This is a genomic window from Pseudomonas sp. DL, assembly GCF_047199225.1.
GTDB lineage: Bacteria > Pseudomonadota > Gammaproteobacteria > Pseudomonadales > Pseudomonadaceae > Pseudomonas > Pseudomonas aeruginosa.
The window spans coordinates 6,381,088-6,405,552 of sequence record NZ_CP178323.1; the positions used below are offsets into that span (position 1 = coordinate 6,381,088).

Consider the following 24,465-nt stretch of genomic DNA (forward strand, 5'->3'; position numbering starts at 1 on the left):
GGGAATCAATATCTTGTGTCAGGCAGCAACAGACAACCTTAGTCATCGGGACGCCGCGCGCAAGAGGGCGCGGCCATCAGTCACGGGTTTTCAGAGCTTTTCCAGACAGCCGGCAAATTCGCCTGCCAGGTTGTTCAGAAGATTCTCATAGCCGTTGGCGTCCACGCTCACGTTCACGCCCAGGTCGTCCAGTTCGGCCAGGCGCACCGGCAGGCCTTCGCTGAGGGTGTCGGCCAGCCGCGGTCGAAGCGGCGGCTCGCTGAAGATGCAGGCCGGACCGGCGGCCTTCAGCTGGGCGCGCATGGCGGCGACATGGCGTGCTCCCGGCTGGACCTCCGCGGATACCGCGAACACGCCGGTATGGCGCAATCCGTAGGCTTCCTCGAAATAGTCGAAGGCTTCATGGAAGACGAAGAAAGGCTTGCCGGCAAGCTTGCCCAGGCGTTCGCGGAGTTTGCCGTCGAGCCCGCCGAGGCGCTCCTCGAAGGCCTTCAGGTTGGCCCGGTAGCGCCCGGCGTTGGCCGGGTCGACCTGGGCCAGGTCCTCGGCCATCCGCGCGGCGATGGTGCGGGCGTTGGCCGGCAACAGCCAGAGGTGGGCGTCGAGCATGCCGGGACGATGGTCATGGTCGTGCTCGTCGTGCCCGGCATGCTCCTCTTCCTCGAAATTGACGAACTTGCGCAGGTGCATGCCCGGCAGGTCCTGCACCGCGACGCTGGCGCCCTGGCGGCCGGCGAGCACCTTGGGCAGGAAGTTCTCCAGGTCCGGGCCGATCCAGTAGAACAATTGCACCTCGCGCAGCCGCCGTACGTCGGAAGGACGCAGGGCGTACTGGTGCGGCGAGGCGCCCGGCGGCAGCAGTACGTCCGGCTGGCCGACGCCGTCCTGGATGGCCGCGGCGACCAGTTGCAGCGGTTTGATGCTGGTCAGCACGCTGACCTCGGCGCGCGCCGGCGAAGCCAGCAGGAACAGGGCGAAGCAGGCGGACAGCAGGGCAAAGGGACGCAGGGTCACGGCGGCACTCACATGAAAGGTGGTTAGCGGGTAATATAATAACGTCTCTACCCTCGAGCGTCGCAGCCCATGTACAAGATTGCGCCCAAGACCCCGCTGGCCTGCCAGCCCCATGACCACAGCCAGTGCGTCAGCACCGCGCTGGCCGAGGCCGATGCGCTGTGCGCGCGCCAGGGCGTACGCCTGACCGAATTGCGGCGGCGCGTGCTGGAGCTGGTCTGGCAGAGCCACAAGCCGCTGGGGGCCTACGATATCCTCGCGGTGCTCAGCGAAACCGACGGCCGCCGCGCCGCGCCGCCGACCGTCTACCGCGCGCTGGACTTCCTCCAGGAGAACGGCCTGGTGCACCGCATCGCCTCGCTCAACGCGTTCGTCGGCTGCAACAACCCGGAGCACAGCCACCAGGGCCAGTTCCTCATCTGCCGCACCTGCCACACCGCGATCGAGCTGGAACAGCCGGATATCAGCCGGGCCATCGTCGCCGGAGCGAACAGCGTCGGCTTCGCCGTTGAAAGCCAGACCGTCGAGGTGGTCGGCCTCTGCGGCACCTGCCGGGACCAGAAGGACGCCTGATGGACAACGCGCTGGTGCGGCTGACCCAGGTCGGCGTGTCCTTCAACGGCCAGGCGGTGCTGAGCGATGTCGACCTGGCCATCGAGCCCGGCCAGATCGTCACCCTGATCGGCCCCAACGGCGCCGGCAAGACCACCCTGGTACGCAGCGTGCTCGGCCTGCTCAAGCCGCACGTCGGCGAGGTCTGGCGACGGCCGCGGCTGACCATCGGCTACATGCCGCAGAAACTCCACGTCGACGCCACCCTGCCGCTCAGCGTACTGCGCTTCCTCCGCCTGGTACCCGGGGTCAGGCGCGAGCAGGCGCTGGCGGCGTTGCGCGAGGTCGGCGCGGCGCACGTGCTGGAGCGCCCGCTGCAAAGCATTTCCGGTGGCGAACTGCAACGCGTGCTGCTGGCCCGCGCTCTGCTGCGCAAGCCCGAGCTACTGGTGCTCGACGAGCCGGTGCAGGGCGTCGACGTCGCCGGCCAGGCCGAACTCTACCGCCTCATCGGCAAACTGCGCGACCGCTACGGCTGCGGTGTGCTGATGGTCTCCCACGACCTGCACCTGGTGATGAGCGCCACCGACCAGGTGGTCTGCCTGAACCGCCATGTCTGCTGCTCAGGGCACCCCGAGCAGGTCAGCGGCGACCCGGCCTTCGTCGAGCTGTTCGGCCAGGACGCTCGCAGCCTGGCGATCTACCACCACCATCACGACCACGCCCACGACCTCCACGGCGAGGTGGTCAAGGCCGGTCCCGGCGCCTTGCCTCCAGGCACCCGCTTCACTCCTGTCCACAAGCACGGCCCCGACTGCAACCATGGCTGACTTCCTGCTCAACGCCCTCCTCGCCGGCCTCGCCCTGGCCCTGGTGGCTGGCCCCCTGGGCTCCTTCGTGGTCTGGCGGCGGATGGCCTATTTCGGCGATACCCTGTCCCACGCCGCACTGCTCGGGGTAGCCCTGGGTTTCCTCCTCGATGTCAGCCCGACCCTGGCTGTGACCGTCGGCTGCGTGCTGCTCGCAGTGCTGCTGGTGACCCTGCAGCAGCGCCAGCCGCTGGCCGCCGACACCCTGCTGGGCATCCTCGCCCACAGCACCCTGTCGCTGGGCCTGGTCACCCTGAGCTTCATGAAGGAAGTGCGGGTCGACCTGATGGCTTACCTGTTCGGCGATCTGCTGGCGGTAAGCGCCAGCGACCTGCTGTGGATAATCGCCGGCAGCGCGCTGGTCCTGGCACTGATCTGCTTCCTCTGGCGGCCGCTGCTGGCGATCACCGTGCACGAGGAACTGGCGAAGGTGGAAGGCCTGCCGGTCGGAGCGATCCGCCTGGCGCTGATGTTGCTGATCGCCATCGTCATCGCCGTGGCGATGAAGATCGTCGGCGTACTGCTGATCACCTCGCTGCTGATCATTCCCGCCGCCGCCGCCCAGCGCCATGCCCGCAGTCCCGAGCAGATGGCGGTCGGCGCCAGCCTGCTGGGACTGGTCGCGGTGTGCGCCGGCCTGGCCCTGTCCTGGTTCAAGGATACCCCCGCCGGCCCCTCGATCGTGGTCAGCGCCGCCGGCCTGTTCCTGCTGAGTTTTGTCCTGCCCCGCCGCACGGTGTAGAATCTGGCGATTTTTTGACCAAACGAGAACCCGCAGGAATGATGTCGTCCTTCTTTCGCCTGCTGTCCGTCCTGGCGGCGGCGCTGCTGGTCAGCGCCTGCCAGGGCAATGCGTCGTCGCAACCGACGCCGGTGGTCGCGCCCCAGGCGCAGCCCGCCGATCCCTACGCCGAACTGCAGCAAACCCTGGCCGCCGGCAAGCTCGAACAGGCCGAGCAACAATGGCTGGCCCTGCGCAGCGCAGCCGCCGGCGACGAGCGCGTCGAAGCGTTCCGCCGCCAGTTGGCCGAGGCCTACATGCAGCGCGGGGAAACCGCGCTGCGTCAAGGAGACCTCAACACCGCCACCAGCGCCCTCGGCCATGCCCGCGGACTGATGCCCAAAGCGCCGGCGCTGACCGCCGGGCTGGACGGTGCGATCAACCGCGCCAAGGTCGATCCCGCCCGCGCCGAGCAGGCCCGACGCATGCAGCAGGCGGCCCAGCAGCAGATGCAGCAGATCATCCAGACGCCGCCCGGCGGCGAGCTGAAGCCGCTGCCCGGCGCTCCCCACCTGATCGATCCGCAAGCGGCCAGCAGCGCCGTGCCCCTGCCGATGCTCGACGGCACCGGCCAGGGCGGCCTCGGTGCGGTGCTCGACGCGGTGGCCGCGGATGTCGTCGCCTACCGTTGCAGGGTGCATATCGAAGTGCGCCGGGACAGCGACTATCCGCTGGTTTCCGACCAGCTCCTGGCGCGGGTGAAGAAGCTCTCACCCGATTTCGACCTGCATCTCAGCCATGTCGTACAGGCCGACAAGCCAACCCGATTGATACTTACCCCCCGGAATTGAGACCGGTCCTGCCCCGGCCGCAGCAGAAAGCGCTTGTCGGGAGCGCACCAGACGCTTATTCCATTTCAATGATTTTTCATCACCAATAAATATTAATAATGCATAAGAAAGCAAGGTAAAATGCTCGGTTTAGCTGACCGCCCATGCTTCCCGCCAAGCCCGTGCTCCAGCCGTAACAGCATCGCCGCACCCACAAGGTTCGCCCAGTGATCGAATTCCACGACGTCCACAAGACCTATCGAGTTGCCGGTCGGGAAATCCCCGCCTTGCAACCGACCCGCCTGAACATCCAGGCCGGGCAGATTTTCGGCCTGATCGGCCATTCCGGTGCCGGCAAGAGCACCCTGCTGCGCCTGATCAACCGCCTCGAGGAGCCCAGCGGCGGCCGCATCCTGGTCGAGGGCGAAGACGTCACCGCCCTCGACGCCGAAGGCCTGCGCCGTTTCCGCCAGCGCGTCGGGATGATCTTCCAGCACTTCAACCTGCTGTCCTCGAAGACCGTCGCCGACAACATCGCCATGCCCCTGCGCCTGGCCGGCGGCTTCAGCCGTGCCGAAGTCGATGCGCGGGTCTCCGAGCTGCTCGCGCGGGTCGGCCTGTCCGACCACGCGCGCAAGTATCCGGCCCAGCTCTCCGGCGGACAGAAACAGCGCGTCGGCATCGCTCGCGCCCTGGCCTGCCGGCCGAGCATCCTGCTCTGCGACGAGGCCACCAGCGCCCTCGATCCGCAGACCACCGCCTCGGTCCTGCAACTGCTGGCGGAAATCAATCGCGAGCTGAAGCTGACCATCGTCCTCATCACCCACGAGATGGACGTGATCCGCCGTGTCTGCGACCAGGTCGCGGTCATGGACGGCGGCGCCATCGTCGAGCAGGGCGATGTCGCCGATGTCTTCCTCCATCCGCAGCACCCGACCACCCGCCGCTTCGTGTTCGAGGCCGAACGGGTCGACGAGGACGAGCGCCACGACGATTTCGCCCACGTGCCGGGTCTCATCCTGCGCCTGACCTTCCGCGGCGAAGCCACCTATGCGCCGCTGCTGGGCACCGTGGCGCGGCAGACCGGGGTCGACTACAGCATCCTTTCCGGACGCATCGACCGCATCAAGGACACGCCCTACGGCCAGTTGACCCTGGCCCTGGTCGGCGGTGACCTGGAAGCCGCCATGAGCCAGTTGAACGCCGCTGACGTACATGTGGAGGTACTGCGCTGATGGACTTCTTCGAAACCATGAGCTTCGCCAACATCGACTGGTACGAAATCTGGCTGGCCAGCGTCGACACCTTCTGGATGCTCGGCGGTTCGCTGCTGTTCACAGTGGTCCTCGGCCTGCCCCTCGGCGTCCTGCTGTTCCTTACCGGGCCACGGCAGATGTTCGAGCAGAAGGCGGTCTACACCCTGCTCTCGCTAGTGGTGAACATCCTCCGTTCGTTGCCGTTCATCATCCTGCTGATCGTGATGATCCCGCTGACCGTACTGATCACCGGTACCTCGCTGGGCGTCGCCGGGGCCATCCCGCCGCTGGTGGTGGGCGCCACGCCGTTCTTCGCGCGCCTGGTGGAAGCCGCGCTGCGCGAGGTCGACAAGGGCATCATCGAGGCAACCCAGGCGATGGGCGCCAGCACCCGGCAGATCATCTGGAACGCCCTGCTGCCGGAAGCCCGGCCGGGCATCATCGCCGCCATCACCGTCACCGCCATCACCCTGGTCTCGTACACCGCGATGGCCGGAGTGGTCGGCGCCGGCGGGCTGGGCGACCTGGCGATCCGCTTCGGCTATCAGCGCTTCCAGACCGACGTGATGGTGGTCACGGTGGTGATGCTGCTGATCCTCGTCCAGATTCTGCAAACCGTGGGCGACAAGCTGGTGGTGCACTTCTCGCGCAAGTAAGCTTGCCGGCCAAGCCCAAAACCCTGAGCGCCGCGGTTATCCACAGCCGCCAGGAACACCTCGAAAGGAGTTGAAGATGAAAAAACTGCTTGCTGCTTTCTCCGCTGTCGCGGCGCTCGGCCTCACCGCCGCCCAGGCCGCCGAGTCCCTCACCGTCGCGGCCACCCCGGTGCCGCACGCGGAGATCCTCAACGTGGTCAAGCCGCTGCTGGCCAAGGAAGGCGTGGACCTGAAGATCAAGGAGTTCACCGACTACGTGCAGCCGAACGTGCAGGTCTCGGAAAAGCGCCTGGACGCCAACTTCTTCCAGCACCAGCCGTACCTCGATGAGTTCAACAAGGCCAAGGGCACCGACCTGGTCGCCGTGACCGGCGTACACATCGAGCCGCTGGGCGCCTACTCGAGCAAGTACAAGAAGCTCGACGAACTGCCTTCCGGCGCTACCGTGGTGATTCCCAACGACGCCACCAACGGCGGCCGCGCCCTGCTCCTGCTGGACAAGGCCGGGGTGATCAAGCTCAAGGACAACAAGAGCATCACCGCCACGCCGAAGGACATCGTCGACAATCCGAAGAACATCAAGATCCGCGAACTGGAAGCCGCGACCCTGCCGCGCGTGCTGACCCAGGTCGACATGGCGCTGATCAATACCAACTACGCCCTGGAAGCCAAGCTGAACCCGACCAAGGATGCGCTGGCCATCGAAGGCAGCGACTCGCCCTACGTGAACATCCTCGTCGCGCGGCCGGACAACAAGGACAGCGACGCCATGCAGAAGCTGGCCAAGGCCCTGCACAGCGCCGAGGTCAAGCAGTTCATCCAGGAGAAATACAAAGGCGCGGTGGTACCGGCGTTCTGAGCCAAGCCGCGTAACCACCCCTGGAAAAAGCCCGGTCTTCGACCGGGCTTTTTCGTTTCCGTCCCCGCCGTACGTCTGCCTGCCGTACCACAACAGAGGTCATTCGGCCGTTTGCGGGAAATGTAGTGAAAAAAACATTCCGTCACATATTGAACAATCTGAAAAATTCACTACACAATCGACCCACCTTCGAGGATGCCCCATGCAAGAACTAAAACAACGCCTGGCCTCCCCGCCCGCCGAACTGACGCCCGCGGAGCGCAAGGTGGTGCGTGCCCTGCTCGATGACTACCCGCGCCTCGGCCTCGGTCCGATGACGCGCCTGGCCCGGCACGCCGGAGTCAGCGACCCGACGATCATGCGCCTGGTGAAAAAGCTCGGCTTCGCCGGCTACGGCGACTTCCAGGAAGCGCTGCTGGCCGACGTCGACGACCGCCTGCGCTCGCCGCGCACCCTGCTCGCCGAACGCCGCGAGCGGATGGGCCGCGACGACACCTGGGCGCGCTACCTCGACCAGGCTGGCCAGAGCCTGCAACAGACCCTCGGCCTGACCCGCCCCGATGACATCCAGCGCCTCGCCGACTGGCTGCTCGACAGCCGCCTGCGCGTGCACTGCCACGGCGGACGCTTCAGCCGTTTCCTCGCCGGCTACCTGGTCACCCATCTGCGCCTGCTGCGCCCGCAGTGCCGATTGCTCGACGACGGCGCCCTGCTCCCCGACCAGCTCTACGACCTCGGCCGCCAGGACCTGCTGGTCCTGTTCGACTATCGCCGCTACCAGAGCCAGGCCCAGCACGTGGCCCAGGCCGCCAAGGCACGCGGCACACGGCTGGTGCTGTTCACCGACATCTACGCCTCGCCGCTGCGCGAACACGCCGACCTGATCGTCAGTTCGCCAGTGGAATCCGCCTCGCCCTTCGACTCGCTGGTGCCGGCCATGGCCCAGGTCGAGGCACTGGTAGCGACCCTGGTGGCGCGCATGGGCGCGCCGCTCGACGAACGCCTGGAGGGCATCGACCAGCTCCGCAACGCGTTCAGCAGTCATATTCTGGAGGAATGACCCGATGTTCAGTCTGCCCCACCACTCGCCGCGCGACCTGCCATTCGGCCGCCGGCAGACCGCCATCCTGTTCGTCGACATGCAGCGTGCCTGGGTCGAGCCGGGGCGCGACCCGCACGTCGATCCGCAGGCAGCCGGTTACTTCTACGAGCGCGTGCAGAACCAGGTGATCCCCAACCAGCAGCGCCTGCTCAGGGCCATGCGCGCAGTGGACGAGAACGTCCTGCACACCGTCATCGAGAGCCTCACCGCCGATGGTCGCGACCGCTCGCTGGATCACAAGCTGTCGGAGATGCACCTGCCCAAGGGCAGCCCGGACGCCAGGGTGATCGACGCCCTGGAGCCGACCGCCAACGAGATCGTGCTGCCGAAGACTTCTTCCGGCGTTTTCAACTCCACCGCCATCGACTACGTACTGCGCAACCTCGGCACCCGCCACCTGATCGTCTGCGGGGTGGTCACCGACCAGTGCGTGGACATGGCCGTGCGCGATGCCGCCGACCGCGGTTACCTGGTCACCCTGGTCGAGGATGCCTGCGCCACCCATACCCCGGAACGCCACCAGGCCTGCCTGGAAGCGATCAAGGGCTACTGCTGGATCAGCGACACCGAGACCGTCCTGCAACGCATCGCCGCCCTCGGCCGGAGCAACCTGTGAACCGCCTGCAGCCGGTACGCCTGGTCAGCTTCGTCACCACCGACCTGGCCGGCATCACCCGCGGGCGTTCGCTGCCCCTGGCGACCCTGGAGGAGCAATTGGCCAGCGGTTGCGGCTGGGTACCGGCGAACAGCTCGCTGACCCCGCAGGACCTGATCGACGAGAGCAGCCCCTGGGGCAGCCACGGCGACCTGCGCCTGCTGCCCGACCCGAACAGCCGGGTGCGCGTCGAGCAGGGTCCCGACGCCGCTGCGCCGGCGCTCGACTACCTGCACGGCAACCTGGTGGAAACCGACGGCACGCCGTGGCCGGCCTGCCCGCGCAGCCTGCTGCGGGCCGAGGTGGAACGCTATCGCGACAGCGGCCTGCAGGTCATCGCGGCGTTCGAACACGAATTCAGCCTGCTCGGCCTGCCCGGTGAGCGTCCGGCCGCGGCGTTTTCGCTGCAGGCCCAGCGTGCCGCCGGGCAGTTCCCCGGCTGGCTGGTCAGCGCCCTGGCCCAGGCTGGCACCGAGCCGGAGATGTTCCTCCCCGAATACGGCCAGCGCCAGTACGAGGTCACCTGCCGCCCGGCGCAGGGCGTGGCCGCCGCCGACCGCGCGGTGAACGTCCGCGAGGTCACTCGCGAAGTGGCGCGGCAGATGGGCCTGCGTACCTGCTTCGCACCGCTGCCGGCACCCGGCGCGGTGACCAACGGGGTGCACCTGCACCTGAGCCTGCAACATGCCGACGGCAGCCCGCTGCTGTACGAGCCCGGTCGACCCAACGATCTCTCCGAACTCGGCGAGCACTGGGCCGCCGGCGTGCTCGCGCACCTGCCAGCGCTGTGCGCGCTGACCGCTCCTACCGCCGCCTCCTACCTGCGCCTGAAACCCCACCACTGGAGCGCCGCCTACGCCTGCCTGGGACTGCGCAACCGCGAAGCGGCGCTGCGCATCTGCCCGGTGGTGAGCGTCGGCGGCAAGCCGCTGGGCAAGCAGTACAACCTGGAATTCCGGCCGATGGACGCCACCGCCTGTCCGCACCTGGCGATGGCCGCGGTGCTGATCGCCGGCCGCCTGGGCATCGAACGACGCCTGCCGCTGCGCGCCCTGGCCGATGTCGATCCGCACGGCCTCAGCGACGAAGAGCGCCAGGCCCGCGGCATCCAGGCCCTGCCGGCGACCCTCGGCGATGCGCTCGACTGCCTGCAACGCGACGAGGCGCTCTGTGCCGAGCTGCCAAAGCCGCTGCTGGACACCTACCTCGCCATGAAGCGCCACGAACTGGCGCTGACGGCGGGCCTTTCCGACGACGACCTGTGCCGCCACTATGCCGAGCTCTACTGACAACCCCGAACTCGGCATCTACCAGCTGCCGCCCTACCACCTGCTCAATCCCCAAGGGCGCAGCCCGGTGGTCCTGGTCTGCGAGCATGCCAGCCGGCACATTCCGCTGGAGTTGCAGCGCCTCGGCCTGGACCAGGCCGCGGCGGAAGAACACATCGCCTGGGATATCGGCGCCCTGGCGCTGGCCGAAGAGCTTTCCCGGCGACTCGACGCGCCATTGCTGGCGGCCGGCTACTCGCGTCTGCTGATCGACCTGAACCGACCGCTGGAGGCGCCCGACAGCATTCCGCCGCACAGCGAGGTCTACCCCGTTCCCGGCAACCGCGAGCTGTCCGAGACGGTGCGCCGCTATCGCCAGGATTGCCTGTTCCATCCGTTCCACCAGCGCCTGACGCAACTGCTCGACGAGCGCCAGGCCGCCGGCGTGCCGACCCGCGTGGTCGGCGTGCACAGTTTTACCCCGGTGTACCACGGCAGACCCCGCCCGCTGGTTGCCGGGGTGCTTTATCGCAACGCCGGCGCCTACGCCAGGCGCATCCTCGACGGTTTGCGCCGGCACGGCCTGGAAGTCGCCGGCAACCAGCCCTATGCGATCGACCCGGCGGAAGACACTACCGTTCCGGTGCATGGCGACGCACGCGGTCTGGAAGCGGTGCTGCTGGAGATCCGCAACGATGGATTGCGCACGCCGGATGCGGTGTACGCCTGGTCCGAGCGTCTGTATCCCTGGCTCTGATGCGATGACCGGCGCCGCCGGTCGCCAATAACGAGAAAGAGGCCCGCTTCGCGTGCGGCGCCGATAACGACAATACGCTGCCTTTTCCCGAGGAGCCCGTCATGGCCATCGAACAGTTCGGATACCGGCAACAGCTGCGCCGCAGCCTGTCCCTGAGCGACCTGATCATCTACGGGATGATCTTCATGATCCCCATCGCCCCGTTCGGGGTCTACGGCTGGGTCCATGCCGACGCCCACGGCATGGTGCCGATGGCCTACCTGGTGGGCATGCTGGCGATGCTCTTCACCGCCCTCAGCTACGGAGCCATGGCCAAGGCCTTTCCGATTGCCGGCTCGGTGTATTCCTACGCCCAGCGCGGCATCCACCCCCATGTCGGCTTCATCGCCGGCTGGGTGCTGCTGCTCGACTACCTGCTGATCCCGCCGCTGCTCTACGTGTTCAGCGCGCTGGCGCTGAACCACTTGTTCCCGGCGATCCCCAAGCTGGCCTGGATGCTGCTGTTCCTGGTCTCGGCGACCCTGGTCAACCTGCGCGGCATCACCTTCGCCGCCCGCGCCAACCTGTTGTTCCTGATCGGAGAGCTGGTGGTGCTGGCGATCTTCCTGGTGGTCGGCTACCAGGCGCTGGAAGGCGGCCTGGGCAACGGCCGGCTGACCCTCGAACCGCTGTATCGCCCGGAAGCCTTCGATCTCGGCCTGGTAATGAAGGCCGCCTCGATCGCCGTACTGTCGTTCCTCGGCTTCGACGCCATCTCCACCCTCGCCGAGGAGGTCAAGGGCGATCCCGCCCGGCAGATCGGCCGCGCCGCGCTGATCGCGCTGTTCATCATGGGCGGCATCTTCATCGCGCAGACCTGGCTGGCCACCGACCTCGCCGCCGGGATGAACTTCAAGTCGGCGGACACCGCCTTCTACGAGATCGCCGAAGCGGCCGGTGGCCAGTGGCTGTCGATGCTGACCGCGGTAGCCACCGCGCTGGCCTGGGGTGTCACCGTGTCGATCACCTCGCAGGCAGCGGTCTCGCGCCTGCTCTACTCGATGGCCCGCGACGGCAGACTGCCGCGCGCGCTGGCCAGGGTCCATCCGCGCTACCAGACGCCGCACGTCAGCCTGTACCTGGTGGCGGTGCTGTCGCTGGGAATCGGCTGGGCCTTCCTCGACGCACCGGACGTGCTCACCTCACTGGTGAACTTCGGTGCCCTCACCGGCTTCTGCCTGCTGCACCTGAGCGTGATCAACCACTACTACCGCCGCCAGCGCTCCGGCCAGTGGTTGCGGCATCTACTGTTCCCGCTGGTGGGCCTGGCGATCATCGCCTACGTGCTGTACAGCATGAGCCTCGACGCACAGTTGCTCGGACTGGCCTGGATCGCGGTGGGGCTGGTCTACCTGGCGTTGCTGCAACGCGGCGGGCGCCAGGCGCCAACGGAGTTGGCGAAGGATCTCTGACGCCTCGCGAGGGCTGGTTCAGGCCGGCTCTTCGCCGACGAAATCGCTGCGGCTGAGGCCATGCCGCAGCATCTTTTCGTTGAGTGTCCGGCGCGGCAGTTGCAGCAACTCCATCACCGCCTTGATATCCCCGCGGCACTGGCCGAGCGCCTGGCGCAGGCACTCCGCCTCGAAGGCTTCCATGCGTTCCGCCAGCCCCGAGGTAAGGCCGCCGCCTTCCTCCGCGTCCCCACGCTCCAGGCCGAGGACATGACGCTCGGCGGCGTTGGCCAGCTCGCGTACATTGCCAGGCCAGTCGTGGGCCATCAGCCGCGCCAGTTCCGCCGGCGCGGCGGGCTGCGGCTCGCGGCCGAGGCGCTGGCTGGCAACGCTGGCGAAATGTTCGAAGAGCAGCGGGATGTCCTCGCGACGCTCGCGGATCGGCGGCAGACGCAGCTCGGCGACGTTCAGGCGATACACCAGGTCCTCGCGGAAGCGTCCGGCACGTGCTTCGGCCAGCAGGTCGGGCTTGGTCGCGGCAATCACCCGCAGGTCGACGTGGATGCTCTGGTTCGAGCCGAGCCGCTCCAGTTGCTGCTCCTGCAGGACGCGCAGCAGCTTGACCTGCTGCGCCAACGGCATGCTTTCGATCTCGTCGAGGAACAGGGTGCCGCCATGGGCATGCTCGAGCTTGCCGATGCGCTTGCCCTGCGCGCCGGTGAAGGCGCCGCTCTCATGACCGAACAGCTCGCTCTCGAACAGTTGCTCGGGAATCGCCGCGCAGTTCAGCGCCACGAACGGCTTGTCGGCGCGCGGCCCGAAGTCGTGCAGGCTGCGGGCAACCAGTTCCTTGCCGCTGCCGGTCTCGCCACGGATCAGGACGTTCACCGGGGTCGGCGCCAGGGCCAGAACCTGCCGGCGCAACGCTTCCATCGGCTTGGACACGCCGAGCAGACGCGCATCGACCTGGTCCTTGAGACTGGCCTGCTCCTTCAGGCGCCGGTTCTCCAGCACCAGGCGGCGCTTTTCCAGCGCGCGCCGCAAACTGCCGAGCAGGCGCTCGGGCGTGAAGGGTTTCTCGATGAAGTCGTAGGCACCCTGGCGCATGGCCTCCACCGCCATCGGCACGTCGCCGTGCCCGGTGACCATGATCACCGGCAGGTCGCGATCGACCGCCTGCAGGTTGGCGAGCAGTTGCAGGCCGTCCATGCCGGGCATGCGCACATCGCTGATGACCACCCCGGCGAAGGACTTGTCCAACGCTCCCAGGCACTCCTCGGCGCGCAGGCACAGGCGCACCTCGAAGCCGGACAGCTCCAGCCATTGCTGCACCGCTTCGCGGATCGTCGCTTCGTCGTCGACGAAGATCACCTGGTCGCTCATGTCGTTACGCTCGTGTCATCGGGGGCCGCCGGCAGGATCAGGCTGAACACCGCTCCCGCTTCGGCATTGGCGACCTGCAGGCGGCCGCCGAGTTCGTGGACGATCCCATAGGATACCGCCAGGCCGAGGCCGAGTCCCTCTCCCACCGGCTTGGTGGTGAAGAACGGATCGAAGACGCTGCCCAGGTGCTCGGCGGGAATCCCGCCGCCGTTGTCGGCGACGCTCAGCACCCAGTCGCCACCAAGCCGTTGCAGGGCCAGGCGGATCCATGGCCGCTCCTGGCCGGCAACGGCATCCAGGGCGTTGCGCAGCAGGTTGACCAGCACCTGTTCCAGGCGGATCGCGTCACCCATCACCCAGGCCGGCCAGAGCAGCGCCTGCTCGATCTCCACCCGTTCGGCGCGGATTCGCGGCAGCAACAACTGCTGCGCCTGTTCGACCACGTGACCCAACTCGATACGCTCGCGCAGGCCGCCGGCGCTCTTGCGCGCGAAGGTCTTCAGGTGGCCGGTGAGCGCGGCCATGCGTTCGAGCATCTGGTCGATGCGCGGCAACGCCTGGCGCGCCTCGTCGTGGCGTCCGGCGTCGAGCAGGAGGCGCAGGCTGGCCAGTTGCATGCGCTGGGCGGTGAGCGGCTGGTTGATCTCATGGGCCAGGGCTGCCGACATCTGCCCCAGGGCGGCCAGCTTGGCCGCCTGCACCAGGCCGTCCTGCGCGGTACGCAGGTCGGCGGTGCGCTGCTCGACCAGGCGCTCCAGCTCCTCCCGGCTACGTTGCCGCAGGCGGGCGATACGCCAGCGCTGGTGCAGGAACAAGCCGAGGAAGACCAGCGCCAGCCAGGTGCCGGCGGCGGCCAGGCGCGCGGTGGCGACGTCGTCCTGGATGCTCGCGGTGTCGCGCAGCAAGTGGAGGGTCCAGCCGTCGTTGGGCAGGTCCAGCGATTGCCAGAGGTAGTCCTTCTCGCCGTCGGCGCTTTCCACCCGCGCCAGACGGCGGTCTTCGCCGTAGCTGCGCAAGGTCTGGTGGCGCAGGGGTGTCAGGGGCTGGCGATCGTATTGCCGGGTCTCCGCCAGTTCGAAGCGGTCCACGGTATCCAGCGGTTCCAGTTCGCGGTAGCGCCAACCGGCGTGGTTGGCGAGGAACACGATGCCCTTGGCGTCGCTGGCCAGGACCAGGTCGGGGGTCTGGTTCCACTGCCGTTCCAGATCGGGAAACTCCAGCTTGACCACGATTGCGCCCAGGAAGCTGCCGTCCTCGGCGCGCACCGCGTGGGACAGGAAATAACCGGGAATCCCGCTGATCACCCCGACCGCATAGAAACGTCCGGAGCCTTGGGCGATGGTCTGGCGGAAATAGGGACGGAAACCGTAGTTGTGGCCCACGTAGCTGGTCGGCAGGTTCCAGTTGCTCGCCGCCACGGCCAGCCCGGTACGGTCGAGCAGCTCCAGGGTGGAGGAGCGGGCGGCCAGGTTGATGCTTTCCAGCTTGAGGTTGAGGCGCTGCTGCAACTCGCCGTCGATCGGCCCGGCCAGCGCCGCGCGCAGGTCCGGATCCAGCGCCAGTACCGCCGGCAGGCTGCGGAAGCGTTCGATCAGGGTCTGCAGCGAGCCGGCGTAGAGGTCCAGCTGCTTGCGCACCTGTTCGCCCTCGGCGCGTAGCGCCTGCTGCCGCGCCTGGCGACCCGCCCAGTCCATGGACAGCAGCAGGCCGCCGAGCAGCGGCAGCAACAGCAGGAACAGGCGCAGCGGACGGGACAAGGACATCGGCGGATCGAAACGGCGGCGGGAAGCGGCGACGATAGCACGGCGCCCGGTTACACTGCGCGCCGTACGAGGAGTCCGCCCATGTCGCTATCCCCCTGGTCCCATTCCTGCTCGGCCGGTTTCACCCTGCGCGGCTGGCGCAGCGAACCGAGCGGCAAGCCGTTGCTGCATTTCCTCCATGGCAACGGCTTCTGCGGCCGCACCTACGAACCGATGCTGCGTCTGTTGGCGGAGGATTTCGACCTCTGGCTGTGCGACATCCAGGGCCACGGCGAAAGCGACCACGGCGGCCGCTTCCACGGCTGGAACCGCAACGCCGAGATGGCGGTGGAGGCCTTCGAGGCCGGGCGCGGTCCCTATGGAGATGTCCAGCGACTGGCCTGCGGGCACAGCTTCGGCGGCGTCCTCAGCAGCCTCGTCCTGGCCCGCCATCCCACCCTGTTCGCCCGCGCCGTGCTGCTCGACCCGGTACTGTTCACCCCGGCGATGATCGGCGTGATGGCACTTTCCGAGACCCTCGGCCTGCAATTGCGCGGCAGCCTGGCGAAGAAGGCGCGCCTGCGCCGCAGCCAGTGGCCCGATCGCGCAGCCGCCTACGCCGGCTTGCGCGGCCGCGGTATCTTCAAGGGCTGGACCGACGAGGCGCTGTGGGCCTACGTGGAATATGCGCTGAAGGAGAGCGACGGCGGAGTCGAGCTGAAGTGCCGGCCAAGCCGCGAAGCGGAGATCTTCAGCTCCTTCCCCAGGCGGCTGTGGCCGTCGCTGGGCAAGATCACCACGCCGACCCGCGTGCTCTACGGTGACCGCACCTACCCTTTCGTCGCCAAGTCGGTGGCGCGCTGGTGCTCGCTCAACCCCCAGGTCAGCGCCCACGTGGTGGTCGGCGGCCACTGCTTCATGCAGGAAGACCCGGCCGATGCCGCCGAACGCGTACGCGACTTTCTCCTGCCCAATCCATGAACGCTCCTTCCGTGGGGAATCCGGCGCTCATCCATCGGTCCCAGGGAGGATGACTCCACAGGACCGAGCCATGCGCCCTCTCCTCTTCAGTGCCCTTCTCCTGCTTTCCGGGCATACCCAGGCCAGCGAATGGAACGACAGCCAGGCCGTGGACAAGCTATTCGGCGCGGCCGGGGTGAAAGGCACCTTCGTCCTCTACGATGTGCAGCGGCAGTGCTATGTCGGCCATGACCGGGAGCGCGCGGAAACCCGCTTCGTTCCCGCTTCCACCTACAAGGTGGCGAACAGCCTGATCGGCTTATCCACAGGGGCGGTTAGATCCGCCGACGAGGTTCTTCCCTATGGCGGCAAGCCCCAGCGCTTCAAGGCCTGGGAGCACGACATGAGCCTGCGCGAGGCGATCAAGGCATCGAACGTACCGGTCTACCAGGAACTGGCGCGGCGCATCGGCCTGGAGCGGATGCGCGCCAATGTCTCGCGCCTGGGTTACGGCAACGCGGAAATCGGCCAGGTTGTGGATAACTTCTGGTTGGTGGGACCGCTGAAGATCAGCGCGATGGAACAGACCCGCTTTCTGCTCCGACTGGCGCAGGGAGAATTGCCATTCCCCGCCCCGGTGCAGTCCACCGTGCGCGCCATGACCCTGCTGGAAAGCGGCCCGGGCTGGGAGCTGCACGGCAAGACAGGCTGGTGCTTCGACTGCACGCCGGAACTCGGCTGGTGGGTGGGCTGGGTGAAGCGCAACGAGCGGCTCTACGGCTTCGCCCTGAACATCGACATGCCCGGCGGCGAGGCCGACATCGGCAAGCGCGTCGAACTGGGCAAGGCCAGTCTCAAGGCTCTCGGGATACTGCCCTGACGCTCTGCCGCCTCAGTCGCCGACCTTTTTCTGCCGGGACTGCCGCCACTCGTCGAGGCGAATCACCTCGGCGCTATGCACCGGCGGGTTGTCGACCTCGGCGGCCGCCTCGAAGCGATGCGGGGCCAATTCGATGGCGCCGAGGTGATAGCCATACATGACGATGCGCCCGGCGTAGCGTTCCTCGCCGCTGACGGTGAATTCGAAACCGAACTCGCGGCTCAGCCGCCACTGACCACGGTGGTCACGGGCCAGGCGCAGGCGCCGGCGCGCGACATTCTCGTCGAGCAGTTCCACGCCCTGCTTGGCGCAATGCTGCTTGGCCAGCAGCAACGCCCGCTCGCGCACGCCATGGGCGCGCCACCACCAGGCTGCGGCGGCGCCCAACAGGAGCATGACGAAAAGGTTACCCAGGGTCACGAGCGGAATCCGGTGTAGGGGGACGGCCAGCTTACCCGTTCTCCCGGCAGGCAGCGAGTGGGGGGTGTTTTCGCCATGTGAATTAGCCCCCATACTGCGCCGACTCAGCTGTAGGAAGTCGTCTCATGCCACGTACGCCCCACCTGCTCGCCATCCAGTCCCATGTGGTCTTCGGCCACGCCGGCAATGCCGCGGCGGTGTTCCCGATGCAGCGCATCGGAATCAACGTCTGGCCGTTGAACACGGTGCAATTCTCCAACCACACCCAGTACGGTCGATGGACCGGGCAGGTGCTGCCGCCGGAGCAGATTCCGGCGCTGGTGGACGGTATTGCCGGCATCGGCGAACTGGGCAACTGCGACGCGGTGCTGTCCGGCTATCTCGGCAGCGCCGCCCAGGGCCGCGCCATTCTCGATGTGGTGGCACGGATCAAACAGGCCAACCCTCGGGCGTTGTACCTCTGCGACCCGGTCATGGGCCACCCGGAAAAAGGCTGCATCGTGGCCCCGGAAGTCAGCGACTTCCTGCTGGAAGAAGCCGCCGCGGTCGCCGACTACCTGTGCCCCAACCAGTTGGAGCTGGACAGCTTCTGCGACCGCCAGCCGAACTCCCTCGCCGACTGCGTGGAAATGGCACGGAGCCTGCTGGCACGCGGTCCCAGGGCAATCCTGGTAAAGCACCTGAACTATCCGGGCAAGTCCGGCGACACCTTCGAGATGCTGCTGGTGGCCGCCGACCAGGCCTGGCACCTGCAACGCCCGCTGCTGGCCTTCCCGCGGCAACCGGTCGGAGTCGGCGACCTGGCCTCGGGGCTGTTCCTCTCTCGCCTGCTGCTCGGCGACGACCTGCGTAACGCCTTCGAATTCACCGGCGCCGCGGTCCATGAAGTGCTGCTGGAAACCCAGGCCTGCGGCAGCTACGAGCTGGAGCTGGTGCGGGCGCAGGATCGGATCGCACATCCACGTCTCAAATTCGAAGCTCGCTCACTCGCAATGTAGGAATCTGACATATCATTCTCGGTCTTCCGACAGAGATAGACCGACGAATGAGCCCCACCAGCGCCCTACCTGCCCTAGCCTGCCTGGCTGTTGCGCTCGCCACCTGTGAGTTCATTCGTCGCCTTGGCAGCGCGCGCCTGCCCGCTTCCCGGTTCGTCACCATCGACGGCCTGCGCGGTTACCTGGCGTTCTTCGTTTTTCTCCATCACTCGTCCATCTGGTACTACTACCTGAAGGATGGTCTCTGGCAACTACCGCCGTCCCGGCTCTACGCCCATTTCGGCCAGACCAGCGTCGCGCTGTTCTTCATGGTCACCGGCTTCCTCTTCGCTCACAAGCTCCTGCACAGCCGCGGCACGCCGATCAGATGGCTGGATGTCTATGCATCGAGGATTGCCCGGCTGCTCCCAGCCTATCTCCTGGCAATGGCACTGCTATTCCTTTTGGTGTTCACGGCCACCGGCTTTTCCCTACGCGAGGCGCCCTCGGCCCTGCTTGGCAAGATGCTCGACTGGTTGCTCTTCTCGATACCGAGCAAGCCTGACATGAACGGTTTCATCGAGACATTCCGCATCGTGGCAGGGGTGACCTGGACGCTGCCCTATGAGTGGTTGTTCTACTTCTGCCTGCCATTCCTCGGCGTCCTGCTCGGGAACCGTCCTTCCCCAGTAGCCATGGCCATCATGGCAGGCATGATCTGGCTGGTACTGAAAGCCTGGCAGCCGAACTGGACGCTCGCCTATATGTTCGTCGCTGGTGGGTTGTCAGCGCTCGCGGTACGCTCGACGCACCTGCAGCGATTCGCCGCGAGTATCCCCGGCAATCTCCTATGCCTGGCGCTCCTGCTCCTACCCGGAGTGCTCTTTCCCAGCGCCTATCAGGAAACGGCGATCCTCATTCTCGGCCTGGCTTTCCTGCTGATTGCGGCGGGTTCGAGCCTATTCGGCCTGCTGACTCAAGCACTGTCCCGCTTCCTCGGCGAAATGACCTACAGCATGTATCTGCTGCACGGGTGCATCCTATTCATCAGCTTCGAACTGCTGATCGGCAGGGACAACGCCAAGGCGTTTTCCGCTCTGGAACACTGGCTGGTCATAGGTGCGATCACTCCCCTGGTAGTGCTCGCGTCGTATCTATCCTTCCGTTTCATAGAAAGTCCGGCCATGCAACGCTCCAGACAACTCAGCGCTCTGCTGGGCAAACCGATGCTGGCGCTCAAGCGCCTGGGCCGTCACCCGACTGCTGGCTAAAGAACGTATTTCCCCAACATCAACCCACCGACCACCATCACCGCCATCAGCACGAAAGCCATGCCCAGACGCCGCTCGATCAGGGTCTTCAGGCGTGGGCCAGCCCAGAACAGCAAAGCGCAGGTAGCGGCGAAGCGCAGGCTGCGGGCGACAAGGCTGAGGCCGACGAACAGCCAGAGGTCGAGCTGGGTCACTCCGCTGGTAATGGTGATCACCTTGTACGGCAGCGGCGTGAAGCCGCCGCCCAGCAGCACCATCAGCCAGCCCAGTTCGTTGTAGCGTTCGGCGACCTGTTCGAAGTTCTCCAGCAAGCCATAGAACGCCAGGATCGGCATGGCCACGCTCTCGAACAGCAGCAAGCCGATGAAATAGCCGGCGATGCCGCCCAGCACCGAGCTGATCGCGCAGATCGCCGCGTAGCGCCAGGCCTTGGCCCGGTTGGCCAGGACCATCGGCACCAGCAAGGCGTCCGGCGGAATCGGGAAGAACGAGCTTTCGGCGAAGGTCACCCCGCCCAGGGCCAGCTCCGCGCGGGGATGGCCGGCCAGGCGCAGGGTCCAGTCGTAGAGACGGCGCAACATGTCAGGCCGACTGCGGCAGCGGTGCGTCGGCGCCGCGCTCGTCACGGTCGAGTCCCAGGCGATGGACCATGCCGCAGGCGATCTCGCGCTCGCCCATGATCACCAGGTTGGCGCCGTTCTGCTCCAGGTAGTCCACCTCGGCGTCGAAATGCGCCCGGGCGACGATGTCCAGCGGCGGGTTCACCGCGCGGGCGTGGCTGGCGATCTGCCCGGCCTCGAAGCCGTTGGGAATGGCGATCAGCAACCAGCGCGCCTCGGCGATGTTGGCCAGCTCCAGCACGCCGGGACTGGCGGCATTGCCGAGGACCACGCTGTAGCCCTGTTCGCGCAGTTCGTCGGCCTTGTCGCGCTTGTCCACCACTACCACGAAGGGCGTCCCGGCGGCGCGCAGGCGAGCGCTGACCAACCCGCCAACCCGGCCATGACCGATCAGCACCGCATGCTCGCGCTCCAGGATCGGCGGCGGCAGGTCCTGCGCCGGCATCTCGCGGACCCCGCCAGCGGCCTCCGCCAGGCGCTGCTCCTTGCGTTGCTGCAGGCGATCGATGGCGATGAACAGCAGCGGATTGACCAGGATCGACAGGATCGCCCCGGCCAGCACCAGGTCGCGGCTCTGCTCCGGCACCAGTTCGAGGCCAATGCCCAGGCCGATGAGAATGAAGGAAAACTCGCCGATCTGCGCCAGGCTGGCGGCGATCACCAGTGCGGTGCTGTTCGGATGGCCGAAAGCGCGGACGATCAGGTAGGCGGCCACCGACTTGCCGAAGACGATGACCAGGAAAGTGGCCAGGACCGTCAGTGGCTCCTGCAACAGGATCATCGGATTGAACAGCATCCCCACCGAGACGAAGAACAGCACCGCGAAAGCGTCGCGCAGCGGCAACGAGTTCTCCGCCGCCTCGTGGCTGAGCTCGGACTCGTTGAGAATCATCCCGGCGAAGAAGGCACCTAGCGCGAAGGACACCCCGAACAGCACCGCCGAGCCATAGGCGATGCCCAGGGCAATGGCCAGCACGGCCAGGGTGAAGAGCTCCCGCGAACCGCTGGCGGCGATCCTCTCCAGCACCCAGGGCACCACCCGGCGACCGCCGAAGATCATCAGGGCGACGAAGGCGGCGACCTTGCCCAGGGTAATCAGCAGCGGCCAGAGCAGACCGGCGTCGCCGCCGTCGGTCTTGCCGCCGAGGGTGCCGGCGAGCGCCGGCAGGAGCACCAGGGTCAGGACCATCGCCAGGTCCTCGACGATCAGCCAGCCGATGGCGATCCTGCCACGCTTGGTGTCCAGCAACTGGCGCTGCTCCAGGGCGCGCAACAGCACCACGGTACTGGCCACCGACAGGCTCAGGCCGAATACCAGGCCGCCGCCGAAGCTCCAGCCGAGCAGCTTGGCCAGGCCGATGCCAAGCAGCGTGGCGACGCCGATCTGCACCAGCGCCCCGGGAATGGCAATGGCCTTCACCGAGAGCAGGTCCTTGAGCGAGAAGTGCAGGCCGACGCCGAACATCAGCAGGATCACGCCGAGTTCGGCGATTTCCTGCGACAGCGCCTGGTCGGCGACATAACCGGGAGTGAACGGCCCGGCCAGGACGCCCGCGAGCAAGTAGCCGACCAGCGGCGAAATGCGCAGGCGATTGGCCAGGGCCCCGAAGAGGAAGGCGAGGACGAACCCCGCGGCGAGTGTAGTGAGTAACGGCGTATGGTGCATCAGGACTCCCGGCAACACGGGGAACGCGTCCTCCGCGGCCTGGCCGGCGGACGACGACGTTCGAAATGGATCACGGACCCGCGCCCGTGACGGCAAGGCGGAAAGGCTTTCCGCCAACGGAGCCGGGCAGAGCGACCGGCCCATGGCATTCGAGCGACCCGACGGCGGCTATGGTTCGTGGCGAAACCCGGCGCGATACCGACAGGTTAACCCGTTGACGTTGCTGGAGTTTTAACAGGCACGCCGGTTTCTTATCAAGAAATGTCAGGAATGGACGCCAGCAGAGGCAAACCTCTGCGTTTTCTTATGAAAAGCTGCGAAAATTCGCGAAACGGCAGCAGGTCCGAAGCGGGCTCGACCGGACACCGGCAGCCTTCCTCATCCGTCTTCGCGAATCGCCTGGTAGCGGGCCTCCAGCTCCGCGCGCAGCTGGCGGCGTTGTTGGGCCTGGGCGAAGCGGCGCTTCTGCTCGGCGGTTTCCAGCTCCAGCGGGCGGACGGCCACCGGCTTGCGCTCGTCATCCAGGGCGACCATGGTGAAGAAACAGCTGTTGGTATGACGCACGGACTGCTCGCGGATGTTCTCGGTGATGACCTTGACGCCGATTTCCATGGAAGTCCGCCCGGTGTAGTTGACCGAAGCGAGGAAGGTCACCAGTTCGCCGACATGCACCGGCTCGCGGAAGATCACCTGATCCACCGACAGGGTCACCACGTAGCGACCGGCATAGCGACTGGCGCATGCATAGGCGACTTCGTCGAGATACTTCAGGAGGGTGCCGCCATGGACATTGCCGGAGAAATTGGCCATGTCCGGAGTCATCAGCACGGTCATCGACAGTTGGTTGTTTCCGGGTTGCATAGCGCTTTTTCTCTCATCAGGACGGGCGGGGGACACCATAGACGCAAACGAAGACGGCAGCGGCCACAAATTTTCAATCGTCATGATCGAAATCGCGCCGGGTCGTGCAGACATCCGCGGGCTTTTCTAGACTGGCCCTTTTCCACCGGGAATCGCTCCAATGCCTGCCGCCATACGCATCCTTCTCCTGGCCCTGGCCGTGCTTGCCGGCATCGGTGCCGCTGCCATCCAGGCCGAGGATACGCCCTGCGCCACCGCCGCGGAATGCAACACGCGCGGCACCCAGGCTTATCGACAGGGGAGTTATCCACAGGCGCTGGACGCCTTCGCCTGGCAATTGCGCCTGGCCGAGCGCCAGGAGCAGGGCGGAGCCGACTCGGAACAGGCGCTGAACAATCTCGCGCTGACCAGCCTCAAGGCCGGGCAACCGGGACGCGCCCGCGCCTGGATGAACCTGGCGCTGGATCGCGGCTACAGCGGCAAAGCCACGCGCTACAACCTGGAACAGGTTGCCCTGAAAGTCGACTATCCGTCCCTCCAGGGCCTCGCCGGGCACTACCTGCGCTACGCCGGGCAGGCCGAATGGGAAAGCCTGCAGATCGAACCGGTGAAGGGCGGCTACCAGGCGAGCTTCGCCCTGATGCGCATCGGCAATCCGGAGAAACTGATGGAATATGGGCCCGCGGCGGTCGGCGAGCTGTCCGGTCGGCTGGAGGGGCAAGGCGCGCTCTACCGGCTGCGCAGCGAAGGCCTGGGCGCCGGCTGCAGCCTGCTGGTATGGCAGGAAGGCATCGACCTGCGAGTGGTGGAGAGCCTTGGCGGGAACTGCCAGGGTTACGGCGGCATGGGCATCGCCGCCGCCGGTAACTGGGTGAAGATATCCAGTCAGGCCAGGGACGACTGAAACTTTTCCACAGGCCGCTCCAGCGGAGCGACCCGTGGAAAATCCACTCAGCGGCCAGCGGACAGGCCGAAGTCCACCGCCAGGTCGGCACCCGTGATCGCTTCGGCCTGAGGGCCGCAGAGATACCAGACCAGCTCGGCGACTTCTTCCGGGCGGATGAAGCGTGCCGCCTTGCCCTGTGGATAATCCTTCAGCAGCGCGCGCTTGTAGCCATCCGGATTGCCCATCCCATAGCGTTCGGCCTGGTAGTCGAGCATCGGCGTGGCGATATCCGCCGGCGACACGGCGTTGACCCGCACGCCCTGCTCGGCCAGTTCCAGCGCCAGGGTCTTGCTCAGCATGGTAAGCGCCGCCTTGCTCGCGCAATACGCCGCCGAACCCCGGTAGGCCTGGCGTCCGGAGTCGCTGGAGATGTTGACGATGCTGCCCTGGTTTTCCTTCAGGTAGGGAATCGCGGCCTGGCACATGTAGAAGGAGGCCTTGAGGTTGACTCCCAGGACCAGGTCGAAATCCTCCTCGGTGAAGTTTTCCACAGGCCCCTCGCGCCAGACGCCCGCGGCATTCACCAGGGCGTCGAGACGTCCGGTACGGGCGAGAATCTTCGACATCAGGGTATGGCAGTTATCCGCGCTGCGCAGGTCGGCGACCCCGCTGGCGTCCAACGGCACCTGCGCGTTCAGCGCGTGCAGGCCCTCCTTATCCACATCCGTGGCGGCGATGCGCCAATGACTCTGGGCGAAACGCTTGGCGATTGCCCGGCCCAAGCCGCCGGCTGCACCAGTGATAAGAACGACGGGCGTGCTCATCTGCTT

General features: G+C 66.7%; 25 protein-coding genes. 17 read left to right on the plus strand and 8 right to left on the minus strand.

The window, feature by feature from the left end; all coding sequences use genetic code 11:
- Window positions 1-90: 90 nt before the first annotated feature.
- Window positions 91-1,014 (minus strand): zinc ABC transporter substrate-binding protein, encoded by a 924-nt coding sequence (locus ACI766_RS29705; protein WP_003099734.1) that lies wholly within the window; start codon window positions 1,012-1,014, stop codon window positions 91-93.
- A gap of 69 nt (window positions 1,015-1,083) precedes the next feature.
- Here ACI766_RS29705 and zur point away from each other — a divergent pair, with 69 nt between their 5' ends.
- From zur to ACI766_RS29765, 12 genes are all read left to right on the plus strand, one after another.
- A complete protein-coding gene (zur, locus tag ACI766_RS29710) occupies window positions 1,084-1,587 on the plus strand; it encodes a zinc uptake transcriptional repressor Zur (protein ID WP_003096992.1) in 504 nt (167 codons plus the stop codon).
- A complete protein-coding gene (gene znuC, locus ACI766_RS29715) occupies window positions 1,587-2,396 on the plus strand; it encodes a zinc ABC transporter ATP-binding protein ZnuC (protein ID WP_003099732.1) in 810 nt (269 codons plus the stop codon). Before zur ends, znuC begins: the two co-directional genes overlap by 1 nt.
- On the plus strand, window positions 2,389-3,177 hold the full coding sequence (gene znuB, locus ACI766_RS29720; RefSeq protein ID WP_003096998.1) for a zinc ABC transporter permease subunit ZnuB: 789 nt from the start codon (window positions 2,389-2,391) through the stop codon (window positions 3,175-3,177). Before znuC ends, znuB begins: the two co-directional genes overlap by 8 nt.
- 41 nt (window positions 3,178-3,218) lie before the next feature.
- The gene (locus tag ACI766_RS29725; protein WP_003122325.1) at window positions 3,219-4,007 is read left to right on the plus strand and encodes a PA5502 family lipoprotein; all 789 of its coding nucleotides are present in this window, start codon (window positions 3,219-3,221) and stop codon (window positions 4,005-4,007) included.
- A gap of 206 nt (window positions 4,008-4,213) precedes the next feature.
- Window positions 4,214-5,221, plus strand: coding sequence for a methionine ABC transporter ATP-binding protein (locus ACI766_RS29730; RefSeq protein ID WP_003097002.1), 1,008 nt, complete (start codon window positions 4,214-4,216; stop codon window positions 5,219-5,221).
- A complete protein-coding gene (locus ACI766_RS29735; RefSeq protein ID WP_023128560.1) occupies window positions 5,221-5,898 on the plus strand; it encodes a methionine ABC transporter permease in 678 nt (225 codons plus the stop codon). Before ACI766_RS29730 ends, ACI766_RS29735 begins: the two co-directional genes overlap by 1 nt.
- 76 nt (window positions 5,899-5,974) lie before the next feature.
- Window positions 5,975-6,757: a MetQ/NlpA family ABC transporter substrate-binding protein gene (locus tag ACI766_RS29740; protein WP_003097007.1), complete on the plus strand. Its 783-nt coding sequence runs from the start codon at window positions 5,975-5,977 to the stop codon at window positions 6,755-6,757.
- Window positions 6,758-6,959: 202 nt separating this feature from the next.
- The gene (gene qapR / locus ACI766_RS29745) at window positions 6,960-7,817 is read left to right on the plus strand and encodes a transcriptional repressor QapR (protein ID WP_003099726.1); all 858 of its coding nucleotides are present in this window, start codon (window positions 6,960-6,962) and stop codon (window positions 7,815-7,817) included.
- 4 nt (window positions 7,818-7,821) lie between these two features.
- Window positions 7,822-8,475, plus strand: a complete 654-nt coding sequence (locus ACI766_RS29750) for an isochorismatase family cysteine hydrolase (protein WP_003099724.1) — start codon at window positions 7,822-7,824, stop codon at window positions 8,473-8,475.
- Entirely contained in the window at window positions 8,472-9,803 is a 1,332-nt protein-coding gene (locus ACI766_RS29755) for a glutamine synthetase family protein (protein ID WP_003099720.1), read from the plus strand. Before ACI766_RS29750 ends, ACI766_RS29755 begins: the two co-directional genes overlap by 4 nt.
- Window positions 9,804-9,870: 67 nt before the next feature.
- Entirely contained in the window at window positions 9,871-10,539 is a 669-nt protein-coding gene (locus ACI766_RS29760; protein ID WP_073663787.1) for an N-formylglutamate amidohydrolase, read from the plus strand.
- A gap of 101 nt (window positions 10,540-10,640) precedes the next feature.
- Complete coding sequence (locus tag ACI766_RS29765) at window positions 10,641-11,990, plus strand: APC family permease (protein ID WP_003099715.1); 1,350 nt, start codon at window positions 10,641-10,643, stop codon at window positions 11,988-11,990.
- A gap of 18 nt (window positions 11,991-12,008) precedes the next feature.
- On the opposite strand, the gene ACI766_RS29770 is transcribed toward ACI766_RS29765, so the two are convergent.
- Window positions 12,009-13,352, minus strand: a complete 1,344-nt coding sequence (locus tag ACI766_RS29770; protein WP_087823926.1) for a sigma-54-dependent transcriptional regulator — start codon at window positions 13,350-13,352, stop codon at window positions 12,009-12,011.
- Window positions 13,349-15,115, minus strand: coding sequence for a sensor histidine kinase (locus ACI766_RS29775; protein WP_003114131.1), 1,767 nt, complete (start codon window positions 15,113-15,115; stop codon window positions 13,349-13,351). The genes ACI766_RS29770 and ACI766_RS29775 overlap by 4 nt, the downstream gene beginning before the upstream one ends.
- A gap of 81 nt (window positions 15,116-15,196) precedes the next feature.
- On the opposite strand from ACI766_RS29775, the gene poxA reads away from it, so the two are divergent.
- On the plus strand, window positions 15,197-16,075 hold the full coding sequence (gene poxA, locus ACI766_RS29780) for an alpha/beta hydrolase PoxA (protein ID WP_003099708.1): 879 nt from the start codon (window positions 15,197-15,199) through the stop codon (window positions 16,073-16,075).
- A gap of 70 nt (window positions 16,076-16,145) precedes the next feature.
- Window positions 16,146-16,934 (plus strand): OXA-50 family oxacillin-hydrolyzing class D beta-lactamase OXA-486, encoded by a 789-nt coding sequence (locus tag ACI766_RS29785; protein WP_003161965.1) that lies wholly within the window; start codon window positions 16,146-16,148, stop codon window positions 16,932-16,934.
- A 12-nt stretch (window positions 16,935-16,946) separates the two neighbouring features.
- Here ACI766_RS29785 and ACI766_RS29790 read toward each other — a convergent pair whose 3' ends face one another.
- Window positions 16,947-17,447, minus strand: a complete 501-nt coding sequence (locus tag ACI766_RS29790) for a DUF3301 domain-containing protein (RefSeq protein WP_003121391.1) — start codon at window positions 17,445-17,447, stop codon at window positions 16,947-16,949.
- 32 nt (window positions 17,448-17,479) lie between these two features.
- Here ACI766_RS29790 and pdxY point away from each other — a divergent pair, with 32 nt between their 5' ends.
- Window positions 17,480-18,352: a pyridoxal kinase PdxY gene (gene pdxY / locus ACI766_RS29795; RefSeq protein WP_016852291.1), complete on the plus strand. Its 873-nt coding sequence runs from the start codon at window positions 17,480-17,482 to the stop codon at window positions 18,350-18,352.
- Between the two features lie 47 nt (window positions 18,353-18,399).
- The gene (locus tag ACI766_RS29800; protein WP_016852292.1) at window positions 18,400-19,602 is read left to right on the plus strand and encodes an acyltransferase family protein; all 1,203 of its coding nucleotides are present in this window, start codon (window positions 18,400-18,402) and stop codon (window positions 19,600-19,602) included.
- On the opposite strand, the gene ACI766_RS29805 is transcribed toward ACI766_RS29800, so the two are convergent.
- The 3 genes from ACI766_RS29805 to ACI766_RS29815 all read right to left on the minus strand — a co-directional run bounded on the left by ACI766_RS29805 (window position 19,599) and on the right by ACI766_RS29815 (window position 22,749).
- Complete coding sequence (locus ACI766_RS29805; RefSeq protein ID WP_003114135.1) at window positions 19,599-20,183, minus strand: YqaA family protein; 585 nt, start codon at window positions 20,181-20,183, stop codon at window positions 19,599-19,601. The two genes, ACI766_RS29800 and ACI766_RS29805, sit on opposite strands and share 4 nt — an antisense overlap.
- A 1-nt stretch (window position 20,184) precedes the next feature.
- Window positions 20,185-21,888, minus strand: coding sequence for a YbaL family putative K(+) efflux transporter (gene ybaL, locus ACI766_RS29810; protein WP_003099695.1), 1,704 nt, complete (start codon window positions 21,886-21,888; stop codon window positions 20,185-20,187).
- 378 nt (window positions 21,889-22,266) lie between these two features.
- Window positions 22,267-22,749, minus strand: coding sequence for an acyl-CoA thioesterase (locus ACI766_RS29815; RefSeq protein WP_003097040.1), 483 nt, complete (start codon window positions 22,747-22,749; stop codon window positions 22,267-22,269).
- 160 nt (window positions 22,750-22,909) lie between these two features.
- On the opposite strand from ACI766_RS29815, the gene ACI766_RS29820 reads away from it, so the two are divergent.
- Window positions 22,910-23,653 carry a hypothetical protein gene (locus tag ACI766_RS29820; protein WP_003118448.1) on the plus strand — a complete coding sequence of 248 codons (744 nt, stop codon included), beginning with the start codon at window positions 22,910-22,912 and terminating at the stop codon, window positions 23,651-23,653.
- Between the two features lie 47 nt (window positions 23,654-23,700).
- Here ACI766_RS29820 and ACI766_RS29825 read toward each other — a convergent pair whose 3' ends face one another.
- Window positions 23,701-24,459, minus strand: a complete 759-nt coding sequence (locus tag ACI766_RS29825; protein WP_003097046.1) for an SDR family NAD(P)-dependent oxidoreductase — start codon at window positions 24,457-24,459, stop codon at window positions 23,701-23,703.
- Between the last annotated feature and the right edge of the window lie 6 nt (window positions 24,460-24,465).